Source organism: Streptomyces sp. BBFR102 (assembly GCF_051397025.1).
In the GTDB taxonomy this organism is placed as follows: Bacteria; Actinomycetota; Actinomycetes; order Streptomycetales; family Streptomycetaceae; genus Streptomyces.
In genome coordinates this window covers 4,589,331-4,607,941 of the sequence record NZ_CP195757.1, presented here as the reverse complement: position 1 = coordinate 4,607,941, position 18,611 = coordinate 4,589,331, and the positions used below count along the sequence as shown (strand labels likewise).

Genomic DNA, 18,611 nt, shown 5'->3' with positions numbered 1-18,611 from the left:
GATCTGGGACGGCACCCTACCCGTCGGTCAGGCGGGCGGTAACCCGTCGCCGCCACAGGACCAGCGGCACCGCTCCGGCCAGCCCCAGGACTCCCGGGGCCGCCCCGAGCGCGGCGTTCAGGCCGGGCTGGTCGAAGGTGTCCGGCACCGGCAACGTCGACCAGCGCGTGGGCGGCCAGGCGACCACGATGGCGCGGCCGACGACCTTGTCGACGGGGACCATACCGGCGTTCTTGTCGTTCTGGTGGTACCGGGAGTCCAGCGAGGACTGGCGGTGGTCACCCATGACCCAGAGTTTGCCGTCGGGGACCGTCACCTTGAACGTGCCGCCGTCGCCGGGGCTGCACGGGGTGTTGCCCGGGAAGACGTACGGCTCGTCGAGGGCCTTGCCGTTGACCTTGAGCGGCCCGGTGCCGTTGCACTCGACGGTGTCGCCCGGGACGCCGATGACCCGCTTGATCAGGTCCTTCTCCTCCGAGGAGGGCATCAGACCGATGAAGCTGAGGAAGCGCTGGACCGAGTTGGGCTCGGCGACGGGCTCGTTGGCCAGCCAGCCGTCAGGGTCGTGGAAGACGATCACCTCGCCGCGCTCCGGCTCACCGCCGAACCAGGGGGTGAGCTTGTCCACCAGAACCCGGTCGCCCTTCTGGAGGGCGTTCTGCATCGACTCCGAAGGGATCGAGAACGCCTGCACCAGGAAGGTCTTGATCAAGAGCGCCAGCACCAAAGCGACGACGATCAGGAGCGGGATCTCCAGCCAGAAGGGGATGCGCTTCTTCCCCTCGCCCCGCCCGCTGTCTGCGCCGTCATCCGGGCCTTCGCCCCCGGCCCCGTCGGCATACTCGGCAGGTTCTTCCTCGGGGCGTCCGGAACCGCCCTCGGGCTCGCGTCCGGATCGTGCGCCCACCGCCACATCCCCCACATCGACTCCTTACTGTGTGCCGCTGTCCGCGCCACGTCCGGCGCAGGACCACCACTCCCATAACGAGCGGGAGTTCCGCAGGGGTCGGGAGGGGGATCGTTCTGTTCAGATCCTGGGACGCCACCTTATGCGACACTCCGTCGGCCGCCACCGATCCACCGGGCGCGTCGGGCACCGCCGCGTACGTCTCGCGGGCTCCCAGGCTCCGCCAGTGCCCCGCCGGCCACGCTATGGCCACGGCGCGGCCCACCACGTGATCGCCGGGGACCGTACCGCCGTAGCCCTCGGCGCGGTGGTAACGGGAGTCGGCGGAGTTCTCCCGGTGGTCGCCGAGCACGAAGTACCGGTCGTCGGGGACGCGCACGGTGAAGCGGAGCGACGAGGGCTTGTTGCCCGGGTGGAGGTAGGGCTCCGTGAGGGCCGTGCCGTTCACGGTGATCCGGTCGTCGCGGTCGCAGCAGACCACGGTGTCGCCGCCGACGGCGACGACCCGCTTGATGAGGTTGCGCTGGTCGTCGGCGGGCAGCAGCCCGATCGCGGACAGCGCCCGCTTCGCCTGCACGGTAACGGCGGAGTCGGCGGCGGCCGGAGCCTGCTCGCCGTGGAGCCAGTCGGCCGGGTCCTCGAAGACGATGACGTCGCCCCGCTGGGGGCGGGAGCCGAAGTAAGGCGTGAGCTTGTCGACGACGACGCGGTCGCCGATCCGGATGGTCTGCTCCATCGATCCGGACGGGATCACGAACGCCTGGACCAGAAAGGTCTTCAGGAAGAGCGCGATCCCGACGGCCACGACGATCATCAGGGGAATCTCGCGGAGCGCGGAGCGGCGCCTGCGGCGGCTCACCTTGCGGGCGAGCCTGCGCCGTTCGGCACGGCCGGTAGGGGGCGGCGCCGCGGCGTGCTCGTTACCGCGCCGCGCGTCGTCCGCGGCGGCGCGGCCACGGGGCCTTCCCCGCCTACCCATGGCGGCCCCGGTCCGGCAGCCGGGCGAGCGCGCCGGCGTGGCCGACGGAGGACCAGCGGGAGAGGGGCCAGCCGACCCACTCCGCCCGTCCGATCACCTGCTCGACGGGGAGCATGCCTCCCCCGGGGGAGCCCAGCCGGTCGCGGGAGTCGCTGGAGCCGCTCCGGTGGTCCCCCAGAAGAAAGAGCCGGCCCGCGGGCACGACGACGTCGAAGGGGACCGAGGAGGCACCGTCGCCGGGGTGGAGGTATGGCTCGTCGACCACGGTGCCGTTGACGGCGAGGCGGCCCCGCGCGTCGCAGCAGACGACGCGGTCGCCGCCGGTCCCCACCACCCGTTTGACGAAGTCGCCGGTGCCGAAGTACTCGGTGCCGTCGAAGACGACGACGTCCCCGCGGCGCGGCTCGCTGCCGAAGCGGTAGGCCAGCTTGTTGACCAGAATCCGGTCGCCGACGCGCAGCTCCGGCTCCATGGACCTGCTCGGGATCTGGAACGGCTGGAGGACGAAGGTGCTGAAGAGCAGCACGAGGGCCACGCAGGCGCCGAGCCCCAGGGTGAACCACCCGCCCGGGAGGCGGGACAGACGCGAGGAGCGCGACCCCTCCTCCGTCCCGGGCGCAGCAGGGTCGTCCCCTGGTCCGGTGGCGGAGGAGCGGTCGCGCTCCTGGTGCTGTGCTTCGGTGTCCATCGGTGCCAGATGTTATCCGGCTGCGCGGCGGACACGAACAGGCAAGCGATACTTGACCTGTTCCTGGGCTGGGTCCCGGCGCGGCTCAGCGCACCCGGGCCGTCGCCCGGCGGGTTCAGCTGTCGCGCTTCTCCTTGATCTTCGCGGCCTTGCCGCGCAGCTCACGGAGGTAGTACAGCTTCGCGCGGCGGACGTCGCCACGGGTGACCAGCTCGATCTTCTCCACGATGGGGGTGTGCACCGGGAAGGTGCGCTCCACGCCCACGGAGAAGGAGACCTTGCGGACCGTGAAGGTCTCGCGCACGCCGGCGCCCTGGCGGCGGATGACGACGCCCTTGAACTGCTGCACACGGGAGCGGTTGCCCTCGATGACGCGGACGTGCACGTTGACCGTGTCGCCCGGGCGGAAGTCGGGGATGTCGGTGCGCAGCGACGCGGCGTCGACGGAGTCGAGCAGGTGGGACATGGTGTCTGCTTCCTCGTTGATGCCACAGGTCATCAACGGAACATGAGAGGGATGTGCGAGTGCTGCCGCGTCCCGGAGCATCGTCGGTCCCCCTGTGGCAGGGGCGAACGCTCGTGGACGTACAACAGCTGGCTATTCTTCCACGGCTTCGGGTCCACGCCCAAATCGGCCGTCCGGCCTCTGCTGCCAGCCCAGGGAGGCGAGGAGCGAGCGGTCCTTCTTGTCGAGCGTGGCGGGGTCGCAGCGCTCGACGAGGTCGGGGCGGTTGCGGGCGGTGCGGCGGAACGCCTCGTCGCGGCGCCACCGGGCGATCTTCCCGTGGTGGCCGCTGAGCAGCACCTCCGGGATGCCGCGGCCGCGCCAGGACGGCGGCTTGGTGTAGACCGGGCCTTCGAGCAGGTCCGCCATAGCGCCGGGTGCGAAGGAGTCGTCACGGTACGACTCCGCGTTGCCGAGGACGCCCGGCAGCAGCCGGGCGACCGCCTCGGTGATGACCAGCACCGCGGCCTCGCCGCCGGCCAGCACGTAGTCGCCGATGGAGACCTCGTGGACGGGCATCCGCGAGGCGTACTCGTCCATCACGCGCCGGTCGATGCCCTCGTAGCGGGCGGGGGTGAAGATCAGCCAGGGGCTGGCGGAGAGTTCCACCGCGAGTTCCTGGGTGAAGGGCCGGCCACTGGGCGTCGGGACGACCAGGACGGGGCTGTGCGCCCCGGCCTCGTACCCGTCGGCGAGGACCTGGTCGAGCGCCTCGCCCCACGGCTCGGTCTTCATGACCATGCCGGGGCCCCCGCCGTAGGGGGTGTCGTCGACCGTGTTGTGCCGGTCGTACGTCCAGTCGCGCAGGTCGTGGACGCGTACGTCGAGGACGCCGCGGGTGCGGGCCTTGCCGACCAGGGAGACGTTGAGCGGGTCGAGGTACTCGGGGAAGATCGTGACGGCGTCGAGGCGCATCAGCGCGCCCCTCCGGCCTCGTCGGACGCGTCGTCCGGCGCCCCGTCGTCCGCCTCGTCCCGCTCCGCGTCGCGAGCGGAGGCGACGGCACGGTCGTCGATGAGGCCCGGCGGCGGGGTGATGACGGCGCGCTGCTCCTCCAGGTCGATCTCGGCGACGATCTCGGCGACGAACGGGATCATGACCTCGCTGCCGTCGGGCCGTTCGACGATGAAGAGGTCCTGGGAGGGCAGGTGGGAGATCTCGGTGATGCGCCCCACCTCCACACCGCCCTCGGTGACCACGTCCAGGTCCATGAGCTGGTGGTCGTAAAACTCCTCGGGGTCCTCCGGGAGTTCCTCGGGGTCGACCTCGGCGATGAGGAGCGTGTTACGGAGCGCCTCGGCTCCGGTCCGGTCGCTCACCCCCGCGAAGCGCAGCAGCAGCCGTCCGCTGTGCACGCGCCCTGTCTCGATGGTCAGTGGGCCGGTTCCCGGAGGGTCGGTGGCGAGTACGGCGCCGGGCCCGAGGCGGACCTCCGGCTCATCGGTGCGCACCTCGACGGTGACCTCGCCCCTGATTCCGTGGGCACGGCCGATCCGTGCGACTACCAACTGCACCTGTGCTGCTCCTGGTCGTTCGTCGTTCGATGAGGAGGATCGGGAACGGGCCCGAGCTCCCCGCACCGCGGGGACTGGCTCGGGCCCGGAACGGACCGGGGGCCGGAAGCGTACCTACCGCTTCCGGCCCCCGGCCCTGAGTCCTGCGAGAGCCCCGGAGGGCTCAGACCTGATCCACGTCGACGAGGTCGACGCGGATACCACGGCCGCCGATGGCTCCCACGACGGTCCGCAGGGAGCGAGCGGTGCGGCCGTTACGGCCGATCACCTTGCCGAGGTCTTCGGGGTGGACCCGGACCTCCAGCACGCGCCCGCGGCGCAGGTCGCGCTCGGCGACCTGCACATCGTCAGGGTTGTCGACGATGCCCTTCACGAGGTGCTCGAGAGCCTCCTCGAGCATGCTCAGGCCTCGGTCGACTCGGCGGCCGGGGCCTCAGCCTCGTCCGCCTTCTTGTCGGCCTTCTTCTTCTGGGTGATGGCCTCGCCCTTGGGGCCGCCCTCGATGTCCTTGGTGAGCTGGTCGAACAGCGCACGCTTGTCGGCCTTCGGCTCCGGCTGGAGCAGCGGCGCCGGGGCGGGAAGGCCCTTGTGCGCCTGCCAGTCACCGGTGAGCTTCAGGATCGCGAGAACCGGCTCGGTCGGCTGGGCGCCGACGGAGAGCCAGTAGCGGGCGCGCTCAGAGTTGACCTCGATGCGGGAGGGGTTCTGCACCGGGTGGTACAGGCCGATCTCCTCGATCGCACGGCCGTCACGGCGGGTGCGGGAGTCGGCGACGATGATGCGGTAGTGAGGCGAACGGATCTTGCCCAGACGCTTCAGCTTGATCTTGACTGCCACGGGAGTGGTCTCTCCTGGTCTTGACGAGGTGGGCACAACGGGATGCCACGTGGGGTTGCGGTACTCGGGGTGCCCGATGGACGCGTCAGCCGGAGGAGAGAGGGGTCCTGTGCGACTGTCGAGTACAGCTTGCCATTCTGCCATACGGGGCGGGCCCGTCCTCCCGCACCCTTGGCCGCCGCCGACCGACCCCGCCCCGGGACTCCATGGCCATGGCCGGGGCGCGGGGCCGCGCTCGGCGGTCACCCGGCGACGGCGACCGCCTCGGGAATACGGAAGGGCTTGCCGCAGCCGCCGCACATGATGGGGGCCTGGGCGAGGACGGAGGGGACCACGCGGACGTTGCGCCCGCAGTCGCAGACCGCCTTGACGCGGACGCCGCCGCCGGAGGACCCGTGGCGCGCGGCCGGGCCGCGGAAGCTGCGCGCGGTGTCACCCGCGGTGGCCACGGAGTGCGCCTTGAGGGCGCGGTGGAGGCGGTCGGCGGTCTGACGGTACCGCCGCTTGGCCTCCGGGTTGAGCCCGACCAGGGAGAATCCGCTGCTGGGGTGCGGCTCCTCCGGGTGGTCCAGACCCAGCTCCTCGGCGACGGCGAGGAATCTGCGGTTGTGATACCTGCCGGCCCGTGAGGTGTCGCGAATGCCACGGGCTGCGGCGATGCCATGGACTGCTTCGTGGAGCAGTCGCTCGAAGGAGAGCTCGGCGCCGCAGGCGGACGAGGACTCTCCGATCAGGGACTCGGGCGCGGCAAGATCTGGCAGCTCGGGGTGGTACCGCTGAATGTCGGCCCACGCCTGTGCCAGCTCTGCGGCGAGAACAGGTGGTGTCGTGCTCACGTCGTACCCAACGAGCAGGAGCCGCCCCGTGTTCCTATTCCGGGCCATCCCAAATATTTTGCACGTACCCGTCAGTTGCCGCTGATGCGTCGTGAGGACAGCGAGTGCGCCGAACTGCACAGAAGTCGCTCAGCCGGTCACAAGCCCGTACGTATCCCCGGGTGCGCTGCCTCCGGTAGCCCGGCCCGGCGGATCGGCTCCCCCGGCCGCCGCGACGTGCGGGGCGGCCACGCGGGGCGGCTACGGGGCGCGCGGAGCAGAGGTCGCGCGGCTCGCGATCGACGGTACCGGGCGGTCCGCCGCCGCCCCGCACCGGGCCCCGCCCCGCCGGGCCCGCGGCGGGGCGGACCGCGCACGCCGGGGCCTCCCGCGGCGCGCAGGCATAAGCCACGGACGGATGTACGGCGCTTCGGCGGCGCCCACGCACCCGCGCGGGAAGGCCCGGCGTCCACCTCCCAGGCCGGAAGAGACGCTGCGGACGAAGGGGCGGCCAGGTGGTACGGGGGCGCGCGATGGGGAGCGTGCAAGCACGGGGCGGCGTCCACTGACGCGGGGGCGCGGGCGTTCCCTGGCATACGGGGGGCACGAGCACGGCACCGGGGGCGAAACACGGACAGGCCACAACCTGCTGCCGAACGTCTTCCGGTATCTGGTGGCGTGGTCGGTGTGAGCGGGGCGGAGGTTTCGCGGGGCGCGGCGCCCTGCGGGCGGGGCTGACGGGGCGTGCTCCGCCCGTGCCCGCGGCGTGCCGGCGGGGCCGTTTCACGCGGCCCGCGGCGCGCCCTCCATGGGACGACGAATACCCAGGTCGCGCGCCCCGTAGCGGCTCCGAGACGCGCGGCGCCGACGGGGCGCCGCGCACGCGCCGTCGCGCGGTTCGGCGAGGCGTCGCCGCCGGCAGGTGAGGCGCGCCCCTTCCTCACACTCTTCGCGGCTCCGCCCCGGCACTAAGCCTTGTGCAGCCGGGGGATGCCCGCCGCGCGGTAGGCGTCGGCCTCCTCCAGGGTCTCGTTCTCCAGGAGGGCCCCGGCCAGGGCGTCGAGCTGGTCACGGTGGTCGGTGAGCTGGCGGCAGGCGCTTTCGTAGCACTCCTCGACGATGCGGCGCATCTCCTCGTCGATGGTGTCGAGGGTGGCCGGGGCGGCGGAGAGGCCGTACGCCTGCTGGGCGTCCTGCGGGAGGGCGGAGAGCCGGCCGACCTTGGAACTCATGCCCCAGCGGCCGACCATGCCGCGCACCATGCCGGTGACCTGCTCCAGGTCGTTCTCGGCACCGGTGGTGACCATGCCGAAGACCACCTGCTCCGCCGCCATACCGCCGAGCGCGCCGATGATGCGGCCGCGCAGGTACTCCTCGGTGTAGGCGTACTTATCCACCTCGGGCGTGGAGAGGGTGACGCCGAGGGCCCGGCCGCGCGGGACGATGGTGATCTTGCGGACAGGGTCGGCACCGGGCTGGAGCATGCCGAGAAGGGCGTGGCCGCTCTCGTGGTAGGCGGTGCGGCGGCGTTCGTCCTGGGGCATGACGAGGGGGCGTTCGGCGCCCAGCTGGACTTTCTCCAAGGCGTCGGAGAGGTCGCTCTGGTCGACGCGCTTCTGGCGGCGCTTCACCGCCAGAAGGGCCGCTTCGTTGGCGAGGTTGGCAAGGTCGGCGCCGGTCATACCCGGGGTGGAACGGGCGATCTGGGCCAGGTCGACGTCGGGGGCGAGCGGGATGTCCCGGGCGTGGATCTTCAGGATGGCCTCGCGGCCGCCACGGTCGGGCGGGCTGACGGCGACGACGCGGTCGAAGCGGCCGGGCCGGGTCAGGGCGGGGTCCAGGATGTCGGCGCGGTTGGTCGCGGCTATCACGATGACGCCCTCGGAGCCGGAGAAGCCGTCCATCTCGGTGAGGATCTGGTTGAGGGTCTGCTCGCGTTCGTCGTGGCCGCCCATTCCCGAGCCTCCGCCTCGTGCGCGCCCGATGGTGTCGATCTCGTCGATGAAGATGATCGACGGTGCCACCTTGCGGGCCTCGGCGAAGAGTTCCCGGACCCGCCCGGCGCCGACTCCGACGATCATCTCGATGAACTCGGAGGCCGAGGCGGAGAAGAACGGCACATCGGCCTCCCCGGCGACGGCCCGGGCCAGCAGCGTCTTGCCCGTACCGGGCGGACCGGTGAGCAGGACGCCGCGGGGCATCTTGGCGCCCATGGCGCGGTAGGCGTCGGGGTGCTTGAGGAAGTCGACGATGTCGTTGAGCTCACCCTCGACCTCGTCGATCCCGGCGACGTCGGCGAAGGTGGTCCGCCTGCCCTCCTCCAGTTCCACGGGTTTGGGCGGCGGCTTGCGGCCGAGCATCCCCCCTCCGCCGCCGAGGCCGCCACTCATGCGGCGGGCGATGAACACCCAGAGCGCGACGAGGAGCAGTATCGGCGCCAGCGAGATCAGGAGGTTGGAGAGAAGACTGCGTTCGGCGACCACGGGTTCCGCCGTGACCGTGACCTTGTGCCGTTCGAGCTCGGCCCAGAGGTCGTCGTCGGCGAACTCGGGACGTTGCGTGGTGAAGGTCTTGTAGTCGCCGTCGCCATCGCCGTTCGAGCCGTCGTCCCCGGGACGGGGCCGGGCCTTCCTTAGCTCGCCCTGGATGGCGTCGCCCTTGGTGTAGATCTTGGCGACGTTGTTGTCGCCGACCTGCCGGCTGAACTCGGTGTACGAGATCGCCGTGTCGTCGCTCTGGTCGAAGAAGGAGAGCGCCAGGTTGGCGACGACGAAGACCACCAGGGCGGTGATCAGGAGCCGCCACCAGCCACCGGGCATGCGGCCTCGCTTCTTGGGCTGGTCCGGCTCCGGTGCCCCTTCCGAGCGCCAGGGTTTGTCGGTGCGGTCGCGTGGCGGGACGGGGCTGGTCACTCGCATCTCCTTCACGCCGACGCCGGATGCGGCCGACATTAGTGCGCATATCACTCCATTGCGCGAGGGGCCCGTCAGGCGGGTGACCTCGGCGGCGACCTCCTGGAGCCTCGCCGTGGGGCGGGCGGGGCTGGGGCGGAGGGGGCGCGCCGGGCGGGGCGCAGCGAGGAGCAGAGGCCGCCTGGCAGGTACGGGGCGCTCGCTCGTGGCGCGCACGCCCCGTGCGGGGCGCCACTTCGGCCGCACCGCCGGGGAGCGTTGCGCCGCCCGCTCCGCAACGCCCCGCACGGGGCGGCCCGCAGACCACATCACCGCAGGTCGCTCGCCCCGTAGCGCGCCTCGTACGGAGCCTCCCCCGCCCGCACCGCGCACCGCCCCGCAACCGCCCGGCCCGCCGCTCCGCGCACCGCCCCGTACACGCATAAGGGGCGCACGCCCGAAGACGTACGCCCCTCCTTGCCTCGCCCTAAGATCAGGCGGGCACGGCCTCAGCCCATGAACTTCTTGAACTCGTCCGGCAGCTCGAAGTCCTTGCCGGGCTGGCCGCCGGGAAGACCGAACGGGCTGCCTTCCTGGGCGCCCTGCTCGCGGCGAGCGACCGCGGCCTGCTCCTCGGCCTTGCGCTTCATCGGGTTGCCGCTCTTGCGCTTGCCCTTGGCCTGCTTCTGCTTCTTCTTCTGACGGCCAGGGCCCCCGCCCGAGCCGGGCAGGCCCGGCATCCCGGGCATGCCGCCGCCCTGCGCCATGCGGGACATCATCTTCCGCGCCTCGAAGAACCGCTCCACCAGGCTCTTGACGGCGCTGACGTCGACACCGGAACCCTTGGCGATGCGGGCACGGCGGGAACCGTTGATGATCGTGGGCTCGGCGCGCTCGGTCGGCGTCATCGACTTGATGATGGCGGCGGTGCGGTCGACGTCCCGCTCGTCGAGGTTGCTGATCTGGTCCTTGATCTGCCCCATGCCCGGGAGCATGCCGAGCAGCTTCGAGAGCGAACCCATCTTCCTGACCTGCTCCATCTGGGCCAGGAAGTCGTCGAGCGTGAACTCCTTGGGTCCCTTCTGGAGCTTGCGGGCCATGTCTTCGGCCTCTTGCTGGCTGAAGGTCTTCTCGGCCTGCTCGATCAGGGTGAGCATGTCGCCCATGTCGAGAATGCGGGACGCCATGCGGTCCGGGTGGAACGCGTCGAAGTCCTCGAGCTTCTCGCCGTTGGAGGCGAACATGATCTGCTTGCCGGTGACGTGCGCGATGGAGAGCGCGGCGCCACCGCGGGCGTCGCCGTCGAGCTTGGAGAGGACCACGCCGTCGAAGCCGACACCGTCACGGAACGCCTCGGCGGTGTTGACCGCGTCCTGGCCGATCATGGCGTCGACGACGAAGAGGACCTCGTCGGGCTGGACGGCGTCGCGGATGTCCGCGGCCTGCTGCATCAGCTCCTGGTCGATACCGAGGCGGCCCGCGGTGTCGACCACGACCACGTCGTACTGCTTGGTGCGCGCGTGGGCGATGGAGTCCTTGGCGACCTGGACCGGGTCGCCCACGCCGTTGCCCGGCTCCGGGGCGAAGATTCCGACGCCGGCGCGTTCGGCGACGACCGAGAGCTGGTTGACGGCGTTGGGGCGCTGCAGGTCGGCGGCGACGAGGAGGGGGGTGTGCCCCTGCCCCTGGAGCCACTTGCCGAGCTTTCCGGCGAGCGTCGTCTTACCGGCACCCTGGAGGCCCGCGAGCATGATCACGGTGGGCGGCTGCTTGGCGAAACGCAGACGGCGCGTCTCGCCGCCGAGGATGCCGACCAGCTCCTCGTTGACGATCTTGATGATCTGCTGCGCCGGGTTCAGCGCCTTGGAGACCTCTTCACCGAGGGCCCGCTCCTTGACCTGCTTGATGAAGGCGCGCACCACGGGCAGCGCGACATCCGCCTCCAGGAGTGCGATGCGGATCTCGCGTGCGGTGGCGTCGATGTCCGCCTCGGACAGGCGCCCCTTGCCGCGGAGGCTCTTGAATGTCGCTGCAAGGCGATCGGAGAGGGTGTCGAACACGGCGCTCGTCGGTCCTCAGGAGTCGGGGGCAGGGTGGGTCGTTGTACAGGGTATCCGCCCCGGCAAGTGCGCTGCCCCACCGCCCGAGGCGGTACGGGGCAGGGCCACCCCTGGCACGGCGCGGGGGACGGCCCGCTCAGAGCCACGAGGCGCGACGGAGTAAGCGGTGACGCCGCGCAGCGCCCCGTACTCGCGCAGTGCGGGGCGGGAGCGGGGCGAGGTACGACGGCGCGGACCAAAACGAGCAAGGTGGGGAGCGGAGCGGCACTGTAAGGCTCAGCGTCGCGCGGCGTGCCTTACTCCCCGCCGTACGGGGCGCGCCCCGTACGGCGGGCCCGCGCGCTCACCCGCCCCGGGGGCCGCCGCCCCCCGCCCCGTCCCGTAACAGTCGCCATCGGCCGCACTACGCCTTACCCACCGCACGGAGCACACCCCGAAGCCCCCAGTCGCGGAACTCGCCCCGCTCTTCACCCCCGCAACGCCTCTTCCACCTCCTTGGCCACCCGCGCCCCCTCGGCCTCCCCCAGTGGCCTCCCGGCGGCGTCGGTGACGTAGAAGGCGTCCACGGCGTTGGCGCCGAGCGTGCTGACGTGGGCGCTCCTCACGTGGACCGTGCCGCCCTCCAGTGCCTGGCCGATGCGGTGGAGGAGGCCCGGGGCGTCCTGGGCGCGTACCTCGATGACCGTGGCGTGACGAGAGGCGGCGGGAGCGACGCGGACTCGGGGCGGCGGGGCCGTGATGCCCCGGCGGCGCGGGTAGGCCGCGTCGCGTTCGGCGAGGCGGGCCCGGATGTCGAGCGAGCCGTCGAGGATGCGGACCAGGTCGGCGCGGAGCCGGGCCGGCTGCGGGAGGGAGCCGTACTCGGCGGCGACGCGCCAGTTGAGCAGCAGGACCCCGGCTCGATCGTCGGCGGCCACGGCGGGGGCGGGGCGGGGCTCTCCGTCGAGGCCGCACGGCAGTCTGACGCCGCTCAGTTCGGCGGTGCGGACCGTGAGGCGGTGCAGGGCGAGTACTCCGGCGACGGCGGGCAGCACACCCACCGCGTAGCTCTCCCGTGCGCCCTGCGCGGGGCGCACGGGGAGGGCGATGCCGAGTTCGACGCCGAGCGGTTCCTGCCCGGTGTCCGCCCCGTCCCGGGTCGGGGCCTCGGCGCGGGCGCGGAGCGCGAGGACGGGGCCTCCGGTGCGGTACGCCTCGACGGCGAGCCGTTCCTGCTCGGCGGTGGGCACCGGGGCGGCCGGCTCCGTCGGTTCCTCCCCCGCGAGGACCGCGCCGACGCGGCCGACGAGGTCGGTGACGAGCGAGTCGCGCCAGGCGGACCAGGCGGCGGGGCCGGTGGCGAGGGCATCGGCCTCGGTGAGGGCGTGCAGGAGTTCCAGGGTGGCCTGGCTGCCGACGGCGTCGGCGACCGAGCGCACCGTGGCGGGGTCGTCGAGGTCGCGCCGGGTGGCGGTCTCCACCAGCAGCAGGTGGTGCCGGACGAGGGTGGCGAGGGTGGCGGTGTCGTGCCGGTCGAAGCCGAGCCGCCCCGCGACGTCGCGGGTGATGGTCTCCCCGGCCACCGAGTGGTCGCCGGGCCAGCCCTTGCCGATGTCGTGCAGCAGGGCGGCGACCAGGAGCAGGTCGGGGCGGCTGACGCGGCGGGTCAGGGAGGCGGCGCGGGCGGCGGTCTCGACCAGGTGCCGGTCGACGGTCCAGGTGTGGACGGCGTTGCGCTGCGGCCGGCAGCGGACGCGTTCCCAGTCGGGCAGGAGCCGGCTGATGAGCCCCTCGGCCTCCAGCGCCTCCCAGACGGGCACGGCGGACCGGCCGGCGCCGAGCAGGGTGACGAACTGGTCGCGGGCCTCGGCGGGCCAGGGCGTGGCCAGCGGCCGGGTGGTGGCGGCGAGGCGGCGCACCGCGTGCAGGGAGAGCGGCAGTCCGGCCTGGGCGGCCGCTGCGGCGGCGCGCAGCGGCAGGACGGGGTCGCGTTCGGGGCGGGCGGCGCGGGCGAGGCCGACCTCGCCGTCCTGCTCAACGACGCCCTCGGCCAGCGGGCTGCGGTCGACGGGGGGCCTGCCGGGGAGCATGGCGCGCAGCCGGGGCCGTACCGCGCGGGAGCGCAGGACGCGGGCCACCTCGCGCCAGGTGACGTCGGCGGCGTAGGAGAGGGTGCGGGCGGCCTCGTAGACCTGGCGTAGGAGGGTGTCGGCGTCGAGGAGGCCGAGGGCGGCGGCGACCTGGTCCTGTTCCTGGAGGGCGAGGCGGTCGGTGGAGCGCCCGGTGGTGAGGTGGAGGGCGTCGCGGACGTCGAGGAGGCGGCGACGGGCGTCGTCGAGGCCCTTTCGGGGCGCGTCGGCGAGCCAGGAGGCGGCGACGGCGCGCAGTGCGGTGGCGTCGCGGAGCCCGCCGCGGGCCTCCTTGAGGTCCGGTTCGAGCAGGTACTGGAGCTCGCCCGCGCGCTCGGCGCGTTCCTCGCAGAGTTCGCGCAGGTGCGGGAGGCGTTCGGGGGCCTGGTTGCGCCAGTCGGCGAGGACCGTGGTGCGCAGGGCGGCGGTGGTGCCGAGGTCGCCGGCGAGGTGGCGGGCGTCGAGGAGGCCGAGCTGGACCTTGAGGTCGTCGGCTGCGGCCCGGCGTGCCTCGGTGAGGGTGCGGACGGAGTGGTCGAGGTCGAGGCCGAGGTCCCAGACCGGGTACCAGACGCGGTCGGCGAGCCGGGCGATGTCGGCGGCCGGGGCGCTGCCGTCGTGCAGCAGGAGGAGGTCGAGGTCGCTGCGGGGGGAGAGTTCGCCGCGGCCGTAGCCGCCGACGGCGACCAGGGCGACGCCGCGCGGGGGGCCCGCAGCGGCGGTGAACAGGCCGTTCAGCCAGTCGTCGGTCAGGTCGGAGAGGGCCTTGCGGCGCGGCGGCCCGGGCCGGGTCTCCTGCTGGAGGAAGCTCAGCCGGGCCGCCGCGTAACCGACGGGTCCCGAGTCTTCCGCTGCCGTACTCACGTCGGTGCTCGTCACCCGGCGGCTCCGTTCCTCGTGTGCGGTCAGAGCGCGTCGGGTCCGCGCTCGCCGGTGCGGACCCGGACCGCGGTGTCCACGGGCAGGCTCCAGACCTTGCCGTCCCCGATCTTGCCGGTGCGGGCGGCCTTGACGACGACCTCGATGAGCTGTTCGGCGTCGTCGTCCTCGACCAGGACCTCGATGCGGATCTTGGGGACGAGGTCGACGGTGTACTCGGCGCCGCGGTAGACCTCGGTGTGGCCGCGCTGCCGGCCGTAGCCGCTGGCCTCGGTGACCGTCAGCCCGTGGACGCCGAATGCCTGGAGGGCGTCCTTGACCTCGTCGAGCCGGTGCGGCTTGACGACCGCGGTGATGAGCTTCATGCGTCCACCTTCGAGTTCGGGGCGGCCGGAGCAGCGTCGGCCTTGGGGAGGTTACCGCTGGTCAGGGAGGCCCCGACGGCGGAGAAGTCGTACGCGCTCTCCGCGTGGTAGGCCTGGTCGACGCCGCCTGCCTCGTCCTCCTCGGAGGCCCGGAAGCCGATCGTCGCGTCGACGAACTTGGCCAGCAGCCAGGAGGCGACGAAGGAGAAGGCCATGGTGGCGAAGGCTCCGACGGCCTGCTTGCCGAGCTGGCCGAGACCGCCGACGCCGTCGACCGCGAGGACGCCGACGAGCAGGGTGCCGATGACGCCGCCGACCAGGTGGACGCCGACGACGTCGAGTGAGTCGTCGTAGCCGAGCTTGTACTTGAGGCTGACGGCCCAGGAGCAGAGGGCGCCGGCGACGAGGCCGATGAGGATGGCGCCGAAGGCGTTGACGTGGGCGCCGGAGGGGGTGATGGCGACGAGGCCGGCGACGGCGCCGGAGGCGGCGCCGAGCGTGGTGAACGCGCCGTGCCGGATGCGCTCGTAAGCCAGCCAGCCGAGCATCGCGGCGCCGGTGGCGACCTGGGTGTTGAAGGCCATGGTGGCGGCGGTGCCGTCGGCGGCGAGGGCGGAGCCGGCGTTGAAGCCGAACCAGCCGAACCACAGCAGGGCGGCGCCGAGGACGACCAGCGGCAGGTTGTGCGGCCGCATCGGGTCCTTCTTGAAGCCGATGCGCTTGCCGACGACGAGGACCGCGGCGAGGGCGCCGACACCGGCGTTGATGTGGACCGCCGTACCGCCCGCGAAGTCGATCACGTCGAGCTGGTAGAGCCAGCCGTCCTCCTGCCAGACCCAGTGGGCGACCGGGAAGTACACCACGGTGACCCACAGGGCGACGAACAGGGCCCAGGCGCTGAACTTCACGCGGTCCGCCAGGGCGCCGCTCATCAGGGCGGGCGTGAGGGTGGCGAACATCAGCTGGAAGAGGGCGAAGGCGATGACCGGGATGCCCTCGTCGCCGCCGGTGAGGGTGGTGGGGTCGATGCCCTTGAGGCCGATGTGGTCGAAGTTGCCGAGGAGGCCGCCGCCGATGTCGCCGCCGAAGGTCAGCGAGTACCCGTAGAGCACCCACAGGACGGCGACGATGCCCATCGAGATCAGCGACATCATGAGCATGTTGAGGGCGCTCTTGACCCGCACCATGCCGCCGTAGAAGAACGCCAGGCCGGGCGTCATCAACATGACGAGCGCGGCGCTGATCAGTACGAACGCGGTATCTGCACCGTTCAAGGCCAGTGTCTCCTTGCAGATCGGAGCGGCCCTCGCGGATGCCTGGAAGGTCGGGCCGGCTGTGCTGAGGAGACTGACGCAGCGCGGTTTCGGCCGATGCGCCTCGTTGTTTCGCGGCAGTGACGAAGCCACCCGCCGTGTTACGCGTGCATGAACGTCCCGCCCCGGCCGAGGACCGGGGCGGGGCGGGTCAGACGGCCTGGGCGGCTTCGGGCAGGTGGCTCGCGAGGAGCTCGGCGAGGCCGTCGGACTCGCTGCGCCCGGGGTACTGGCGCAGGGCCCTGTCCACGGTCTTGCGGAGCCTGGTGTTGACCCGCTCGGAGCGGACCTTCGCCGCTAGGTGCGCGGCCTCCTCGGCGCAGACGGCGGAGTCGGCCAGCTCGTCGCGCAGCAGGTGCACGGAGGCCATGCCGATGAGGTTGAGAGCGTAGGAACGCTGGTAGAGGCTGTCCGCGCGGAAGAGGTCGACTGCCTGGCGCATCCCCTGCGCGGAAAGGTTGGCGTAGAGGGTGCTCCCGCCCGCGGCGTAGGCGAGGTCGCGGTAGGAGTGGGCGCTCTCGCTGCTGAGCTCGGCCTCGGTGAAGAACCTGATCCAGCTGGGCTCGGGCTCGGTGGCGTCCTCCAGCTCGGCGAAGGTCGCCTCGGCCATCCGTACGGCGCGCTTGCACTTGCCCGGATTGCCGAGCGAGGCGTGGGCGCGGGCCTCCATCGCATACAGCATGGCCTGGGTCCGGGGGCCGGCGCAGTCGCGGCTGCCGTACTGGGCGAGGTGGACCAGTTCCAGCGCGTCGTCGGGCCGCCCGAGGTGGATCATCTGCCGGCTCATGTGCGACAGGATGTACGAGCCGAGGGGCTTGTCCTCGGCCTCCTTGGCGGCGTGCAGGGCCAGCACGAAGTACTTCTGGGCGGTGGGCTGGAGCCCTACGTCGTAGCTCATCCAGCCGGCCAGTTCGGCGAGCTCGGCGGCGACGCGGTAGAGGCGGCGGGTGGTCTGGGCGGGGTGGGGTTCCTGGAGCAGCTCGGTGACCTCGTGGAGCTGGCCGACCACCGCCTTGCGCCTCAGCCCGCCGCCGCACTGGGCGTCCCAGCGGCGGAACATCTCGATGGTGGACTCCAGCAGCTTCAGTTCGGGGGCGGAGAGGCGGGGGCCGCTGCGGCGGTCAGCGACGCGCTGGGGGCCGTCGGTGGTGAGCGAGGTCTGCGGAGTGGGGACCAGCCAGCGCTGCATCGGCTCGATGAGGGAGGCGCCGGCGGCGAGGCTGAGGGAGGTTCCGAGGAATCCCCGGCGGGCGAGCATCAGGTCGCTGCGGGAGAACTCGCTGAGGTGCGCGATCGTCTGCGGTCCGGTCCACGGGAGGTCGACCCCGGCGGCGGAGGGCGTCTGGTACTGGGGGCGCAGCCCCAGGCCCTCGACGGCGACGACGCAGCCGAAACGCTCGGAGAAGAGGTCGGAGAGGATGCGCGGGATGGGTTCGCGTGGCTGCTCGCCGTCGAGCCAGCGGCGCACCCGGGAGGTGTCGGTGGAGACGTGGGCGGCGCCGAGCTGGCGGGCCCGGCGGTTGACCTGGCGGGCCAGCTCGCCCTTCGACCAGCCGCTGCGCAGGAACCAGGAGCTGAGCAGCTCGTTCGGACGCTTCTCCGCGTGTGCCGCGTTGATGTCGTCGTCGCCGTTCACCGGAACGCCCCCGTCTCCTCGCACCGCCCGGCGGCTGGGAGCGCCGGACACCAGCTGAGTGCCGCGCTCGGTGAGGCCCCTGGAGCGGCTTCACCCTTCGAATGTGCGGTCGAAGCGGCTGCGGCACACCCACGCCTACACGAACGCGTGAGCTTACGTACCGAAAGTAACGCCCCGCTCACCACCGCAGGGGCCGGACTCGGGGAAGCGCCACCATTCGCCACCCCTCTTTCCGAACTCCCGCCCCGTCACGCGCGCTTGACTGGACTCCAGCGGATGAAACAGGAGTGGAGACGCATCAGGGGGCGCGCGACACGCCGCGCACACCCCCCGGCGCCATGGAACGTCCACCCCGCGCACCACCCCCGATCGGGGGTGCTCCAGGTGACCGTGCGACTCCGCCACGTAACCGGCATGGCGCGGACCCGTTGGAGGGGGCATGGGTTTCACGATCGGCGGTATCCGGGACTTCCGGTCCGGCATCCGGCGACGCGGACGCACCGCGGACCGCCTGGCGCTGGCAGAACTGAGCGGCCGCTGGGGCTGGGAGGTGGTACCTGGCGCCCGCGCCACGGCGGACGGCTGCTCATGCGGTACGCGACGGTGCGAGGCGCCCGGTGCGCACCCCCTCGACCAGGGCGGGCGCGTCGCGGCGGGCACCGGGGCGGAGCACGCGGCACGGCTCTGGGCCCCGTACGGCGGGGCGGCGATGATGCTCCCGGTCGGCATCGCCTTCGACATCCTCGACGTTGCGGAACGCGCGGGCCGGCGCGCCCTGGTCCGCCTGGAGCGCATGGGACTGCCGCTCGGCCCCGTCGCGGTCACCCCGGAGGGACGCGCCCAGTTCTTCGTCGCCCCCGGCTCCGCCCGCGCCCTGCCGGGGCTGCTGTACCGGATGGGCTGGGACGACGCCGACCTCGACCTGCGCTCCCTGGGCCCCGGTACGTACATCACCGCGCCGCCCTCCGACCGGTCCGGCCTCGGCCCGGTGCGCTGGCTCCGCTCCCCCGGCGCGGCCTCCGTGGGACAGCCCCCCGAGGCCCGGCTGCTGCTGGGCACCCTGGCGTACGTGACGCACCGGACCCGGACCCCGGCCTACGCGTAGCGGACGTAC

At 72.4% G+C, this 18,611-nt stretch carries 16 protein-coding genes; 1 reads left to right on the top strand and 15 read right to left on the bottom strand.

Annotation, left to right across the window (positions count from 1 at the left end):
* Nucleotides 1–16 precede the first annotated feature (16 nt).
* The 15 genes from lepB (ACSLIC_RS20555) to nsdA all read right to left on the bottom strand — a co-directional run bounded on the left by lepB (ACSLIC_RS20555) (nucleotide 17) and on the right by nsdA (nucleotide 17,497).
* On the bottom strand, nucleotides 17–922 hold the full coding sequence (gene lepB / locus ACSLIC_RS20555; RefSeq protein ID WP_436739175.1) for a signal peptidase I: 906 nt from the start codon (nucleotides 920–922) through the stop codon (nucleotides 17–19).
* Nucleotides 807–1,886, bottom strand: a complete 1,080-nt coding sequence (gene lepB, locus ACSLIC_RS20550; protein ID WP_436739174.1) for a signal peptidase I — start codon at nucleotides 1,884–1,886, stop codon at nucleotides 807–809. Before lepB (ACSLIC_RS20550) ends, lepB (ACSLIC_RS20555) begins: the two co-directional genes overlap by 116 nt.
* Complete coding sequence (lepB, locus tag ACSLIC_RS20545; RefSeq protein ID WP_436739173.1) at nucleotides 1,879–2,574, bottom strand: signal peptidase I; 696 nt, start codon at nucleotides 2,572–2,574, stop codon at nucleotides 1,879–1,881. The genes lepB (ACSLIC_RS20550) and lepB (ACSLIC_RS20545) overlap by 8 nt, the downstream gene beginning before the upstream one ends.
* 115 nt (nucleotides 2,575–2,689) lie before the next feature.
* The gene (rplS, locus tag ACSLIC_RS20540) at nucleotides 2,690–3,040 is read right to left on the bottom strand and encodes a 50S ribosomal protein L19 (protein WP_436740430.1); all 351 of its coding nucleotides are present in this window, start codon (nucleotides 3,038–3,040) and stop codon (nucleotides 2,690–2,692) included.
* A 132-nt stretch (nucleotides 3,041–3,172) separates the two neighbouring features.
* On the bottom strand, nucleotides 3,173–3,994 hold the full coding sequence (gene trmD / locus ACSLIC_RS20535; RefSeq protein WP_436739172.1) for a tRNA (guanosine(37)-N1)-methyltransferase TrmD: 822 nt from the start codon (nucleotides 3,992–3,994) through the stop codon (nucleotides 3,173–3,175).
* A complete protein-coding gene (rimM, locus tag ACSLIC_RS20530; protein WP_436739171.1) occupies nucleotides 3,994–4,593 on the bottom strand; it encodes a ribosome maturation factor RimM in 600 nt (199 codons plus the stop codon). Before rimM ends, trmD begins: the two co-directional genes overlap by 1 nt.
* Before the next feature lie 163 nt (nucleotides 4,594–4,756).
* Entirely contained in the window at nucleotides 4,757–4,993 is a 237-nt protein-coding gene (locus ACSLIC_RS20525; protein ID WP_436739170.1) for an RNA-binding protein, read from the bottom strand.
* 2 nt (nucleotides 4,994–4,995) lie between these two features.
* The gene (gene rpsP, locus ACSLIC_RS20520; RefSeq protein ID WP_436739169.1) at nucleotides 4,996–5,430 is read right to left on the bottom strand and encodes a 30S ribosomal protein S16; all 435 of its coding nucleotides are present in this window, start codon (nucleotides 5,428–5,430) and stop codon (nucleotides 4,996–4,998) included.
* Between the two features lie 242 nt (nucleotides 5,431–5,672).
* Nucleotides 5,673–6,314: a hypothetical protein gene (locus ACSLIC_RS20515; protein WP_436739168.1), complete on the bottom strand. Its 642-nt coding sequence runs from the start codon at nucleotides 6,312–6,314 to the stop codon at nucleotides 5,673–5,675.
* An 899-nt stretch (nucleotides 6,315–7,213) separates the two neighbouring features.
* Nucleotides 7,214–9,157 (bottom strand): ATP-dependent zinc metalloprotease FtsH, encoded by a 1,944-nt coding sequence (gene ftsH, locus ACSLIC_RS20510; protein WP_436739167.1) that lies wholly within the window; start codon nucleotides 9,155–9,157, stop codon nucleotides 7,214–7,216.
* Nucleotides 9,158–9,645: 488 nt separating this feature from the next.
* The gene (gene ffh, locus ACSLIC_RS20505) at nucleotides 9,646–11,196 is read right to left on the bottom strand and encodes a signal recognition particle protein (RefSeq protein ID WP_436739166.1); all 1,551 of its coding nucleotides are present in this window, start codon (nucleotides 11,194–11,196) and stop codon (nucleotides 9,646–9,648) included.
* Nucleotides 11,197–11,663: 467 nt separating this feature from the next.
* Nucleotides 11,664–14,183, bottom strand: a complete 2,520-nt coding sequence (locus tag ACSLIC_RS20500; RefSeq protein WP_436739165.1) for a [protein-PII] uridylyltransferase — start codon at nucleotides 14,181–14,183, stop codon at nucleotides 11,664–11,666.
* Nucleotides 14,184–14,209: 26 nt separating this feature from the next.
* Nucleotides 14,210–14,548: a P-II family nitrogen regulator gene (locus ACSLIC_RS20495; RefSeq protein ID WP_436739164.1), complete on the bottom strand. Its 339-nt coding sequence runs from the start codon at nucleotides 14,546–14,548 to the stop codon at nucleotides 14,210–14,212.
* Entirely contained in the window at nucleotides 14,545–15,822 is a 1,278-nt protein-coding gene (locus ACSLIC_RS20490) for an ammonium transporter (protein WP_436739163.1), read from the bottom strand. The genes ACSLIC_RS20495 and ACSLIC_RS20490 overlap by 4 nt, the downstream gene beginning before the upstream one ends.
* A gap of 190 nt (nucleotides 15,823–16,012) precedes the next feature.
* The gene (nsdA, locus tag ACSLIC_RS20485; RefSeq protein WP_436739162.1) at nucleotides 16,013–17,497 is read right to left on the bottom strand and encodes a transcriptional repressor NsdA; all 1,485 of its coding nucleotides are present in this window, start codon (nucleotides 17,495–17,497) and stop codon (nucleotides 16,013–16,015) included.
* Nucleotides 17,498–17,936: 439 nt separating this feature from the next.
* Here nsdA and ACSLIC_RS20480 point away from each other — a divergent pair, with 439 nt between their 5' ends.
* A complete protein-coding gene (locus tag ACSLIC_RS20480) occupies nucleotides 17,937–18,602 on the top strand; it encodes a bifunctional DNA primase/polymerase (protein WP_436739161.1) in 666 nt (221 codons plus the stop codon).
* Nucleotides 18,603–18,611 lie beyond the last annotated feature (9 nt).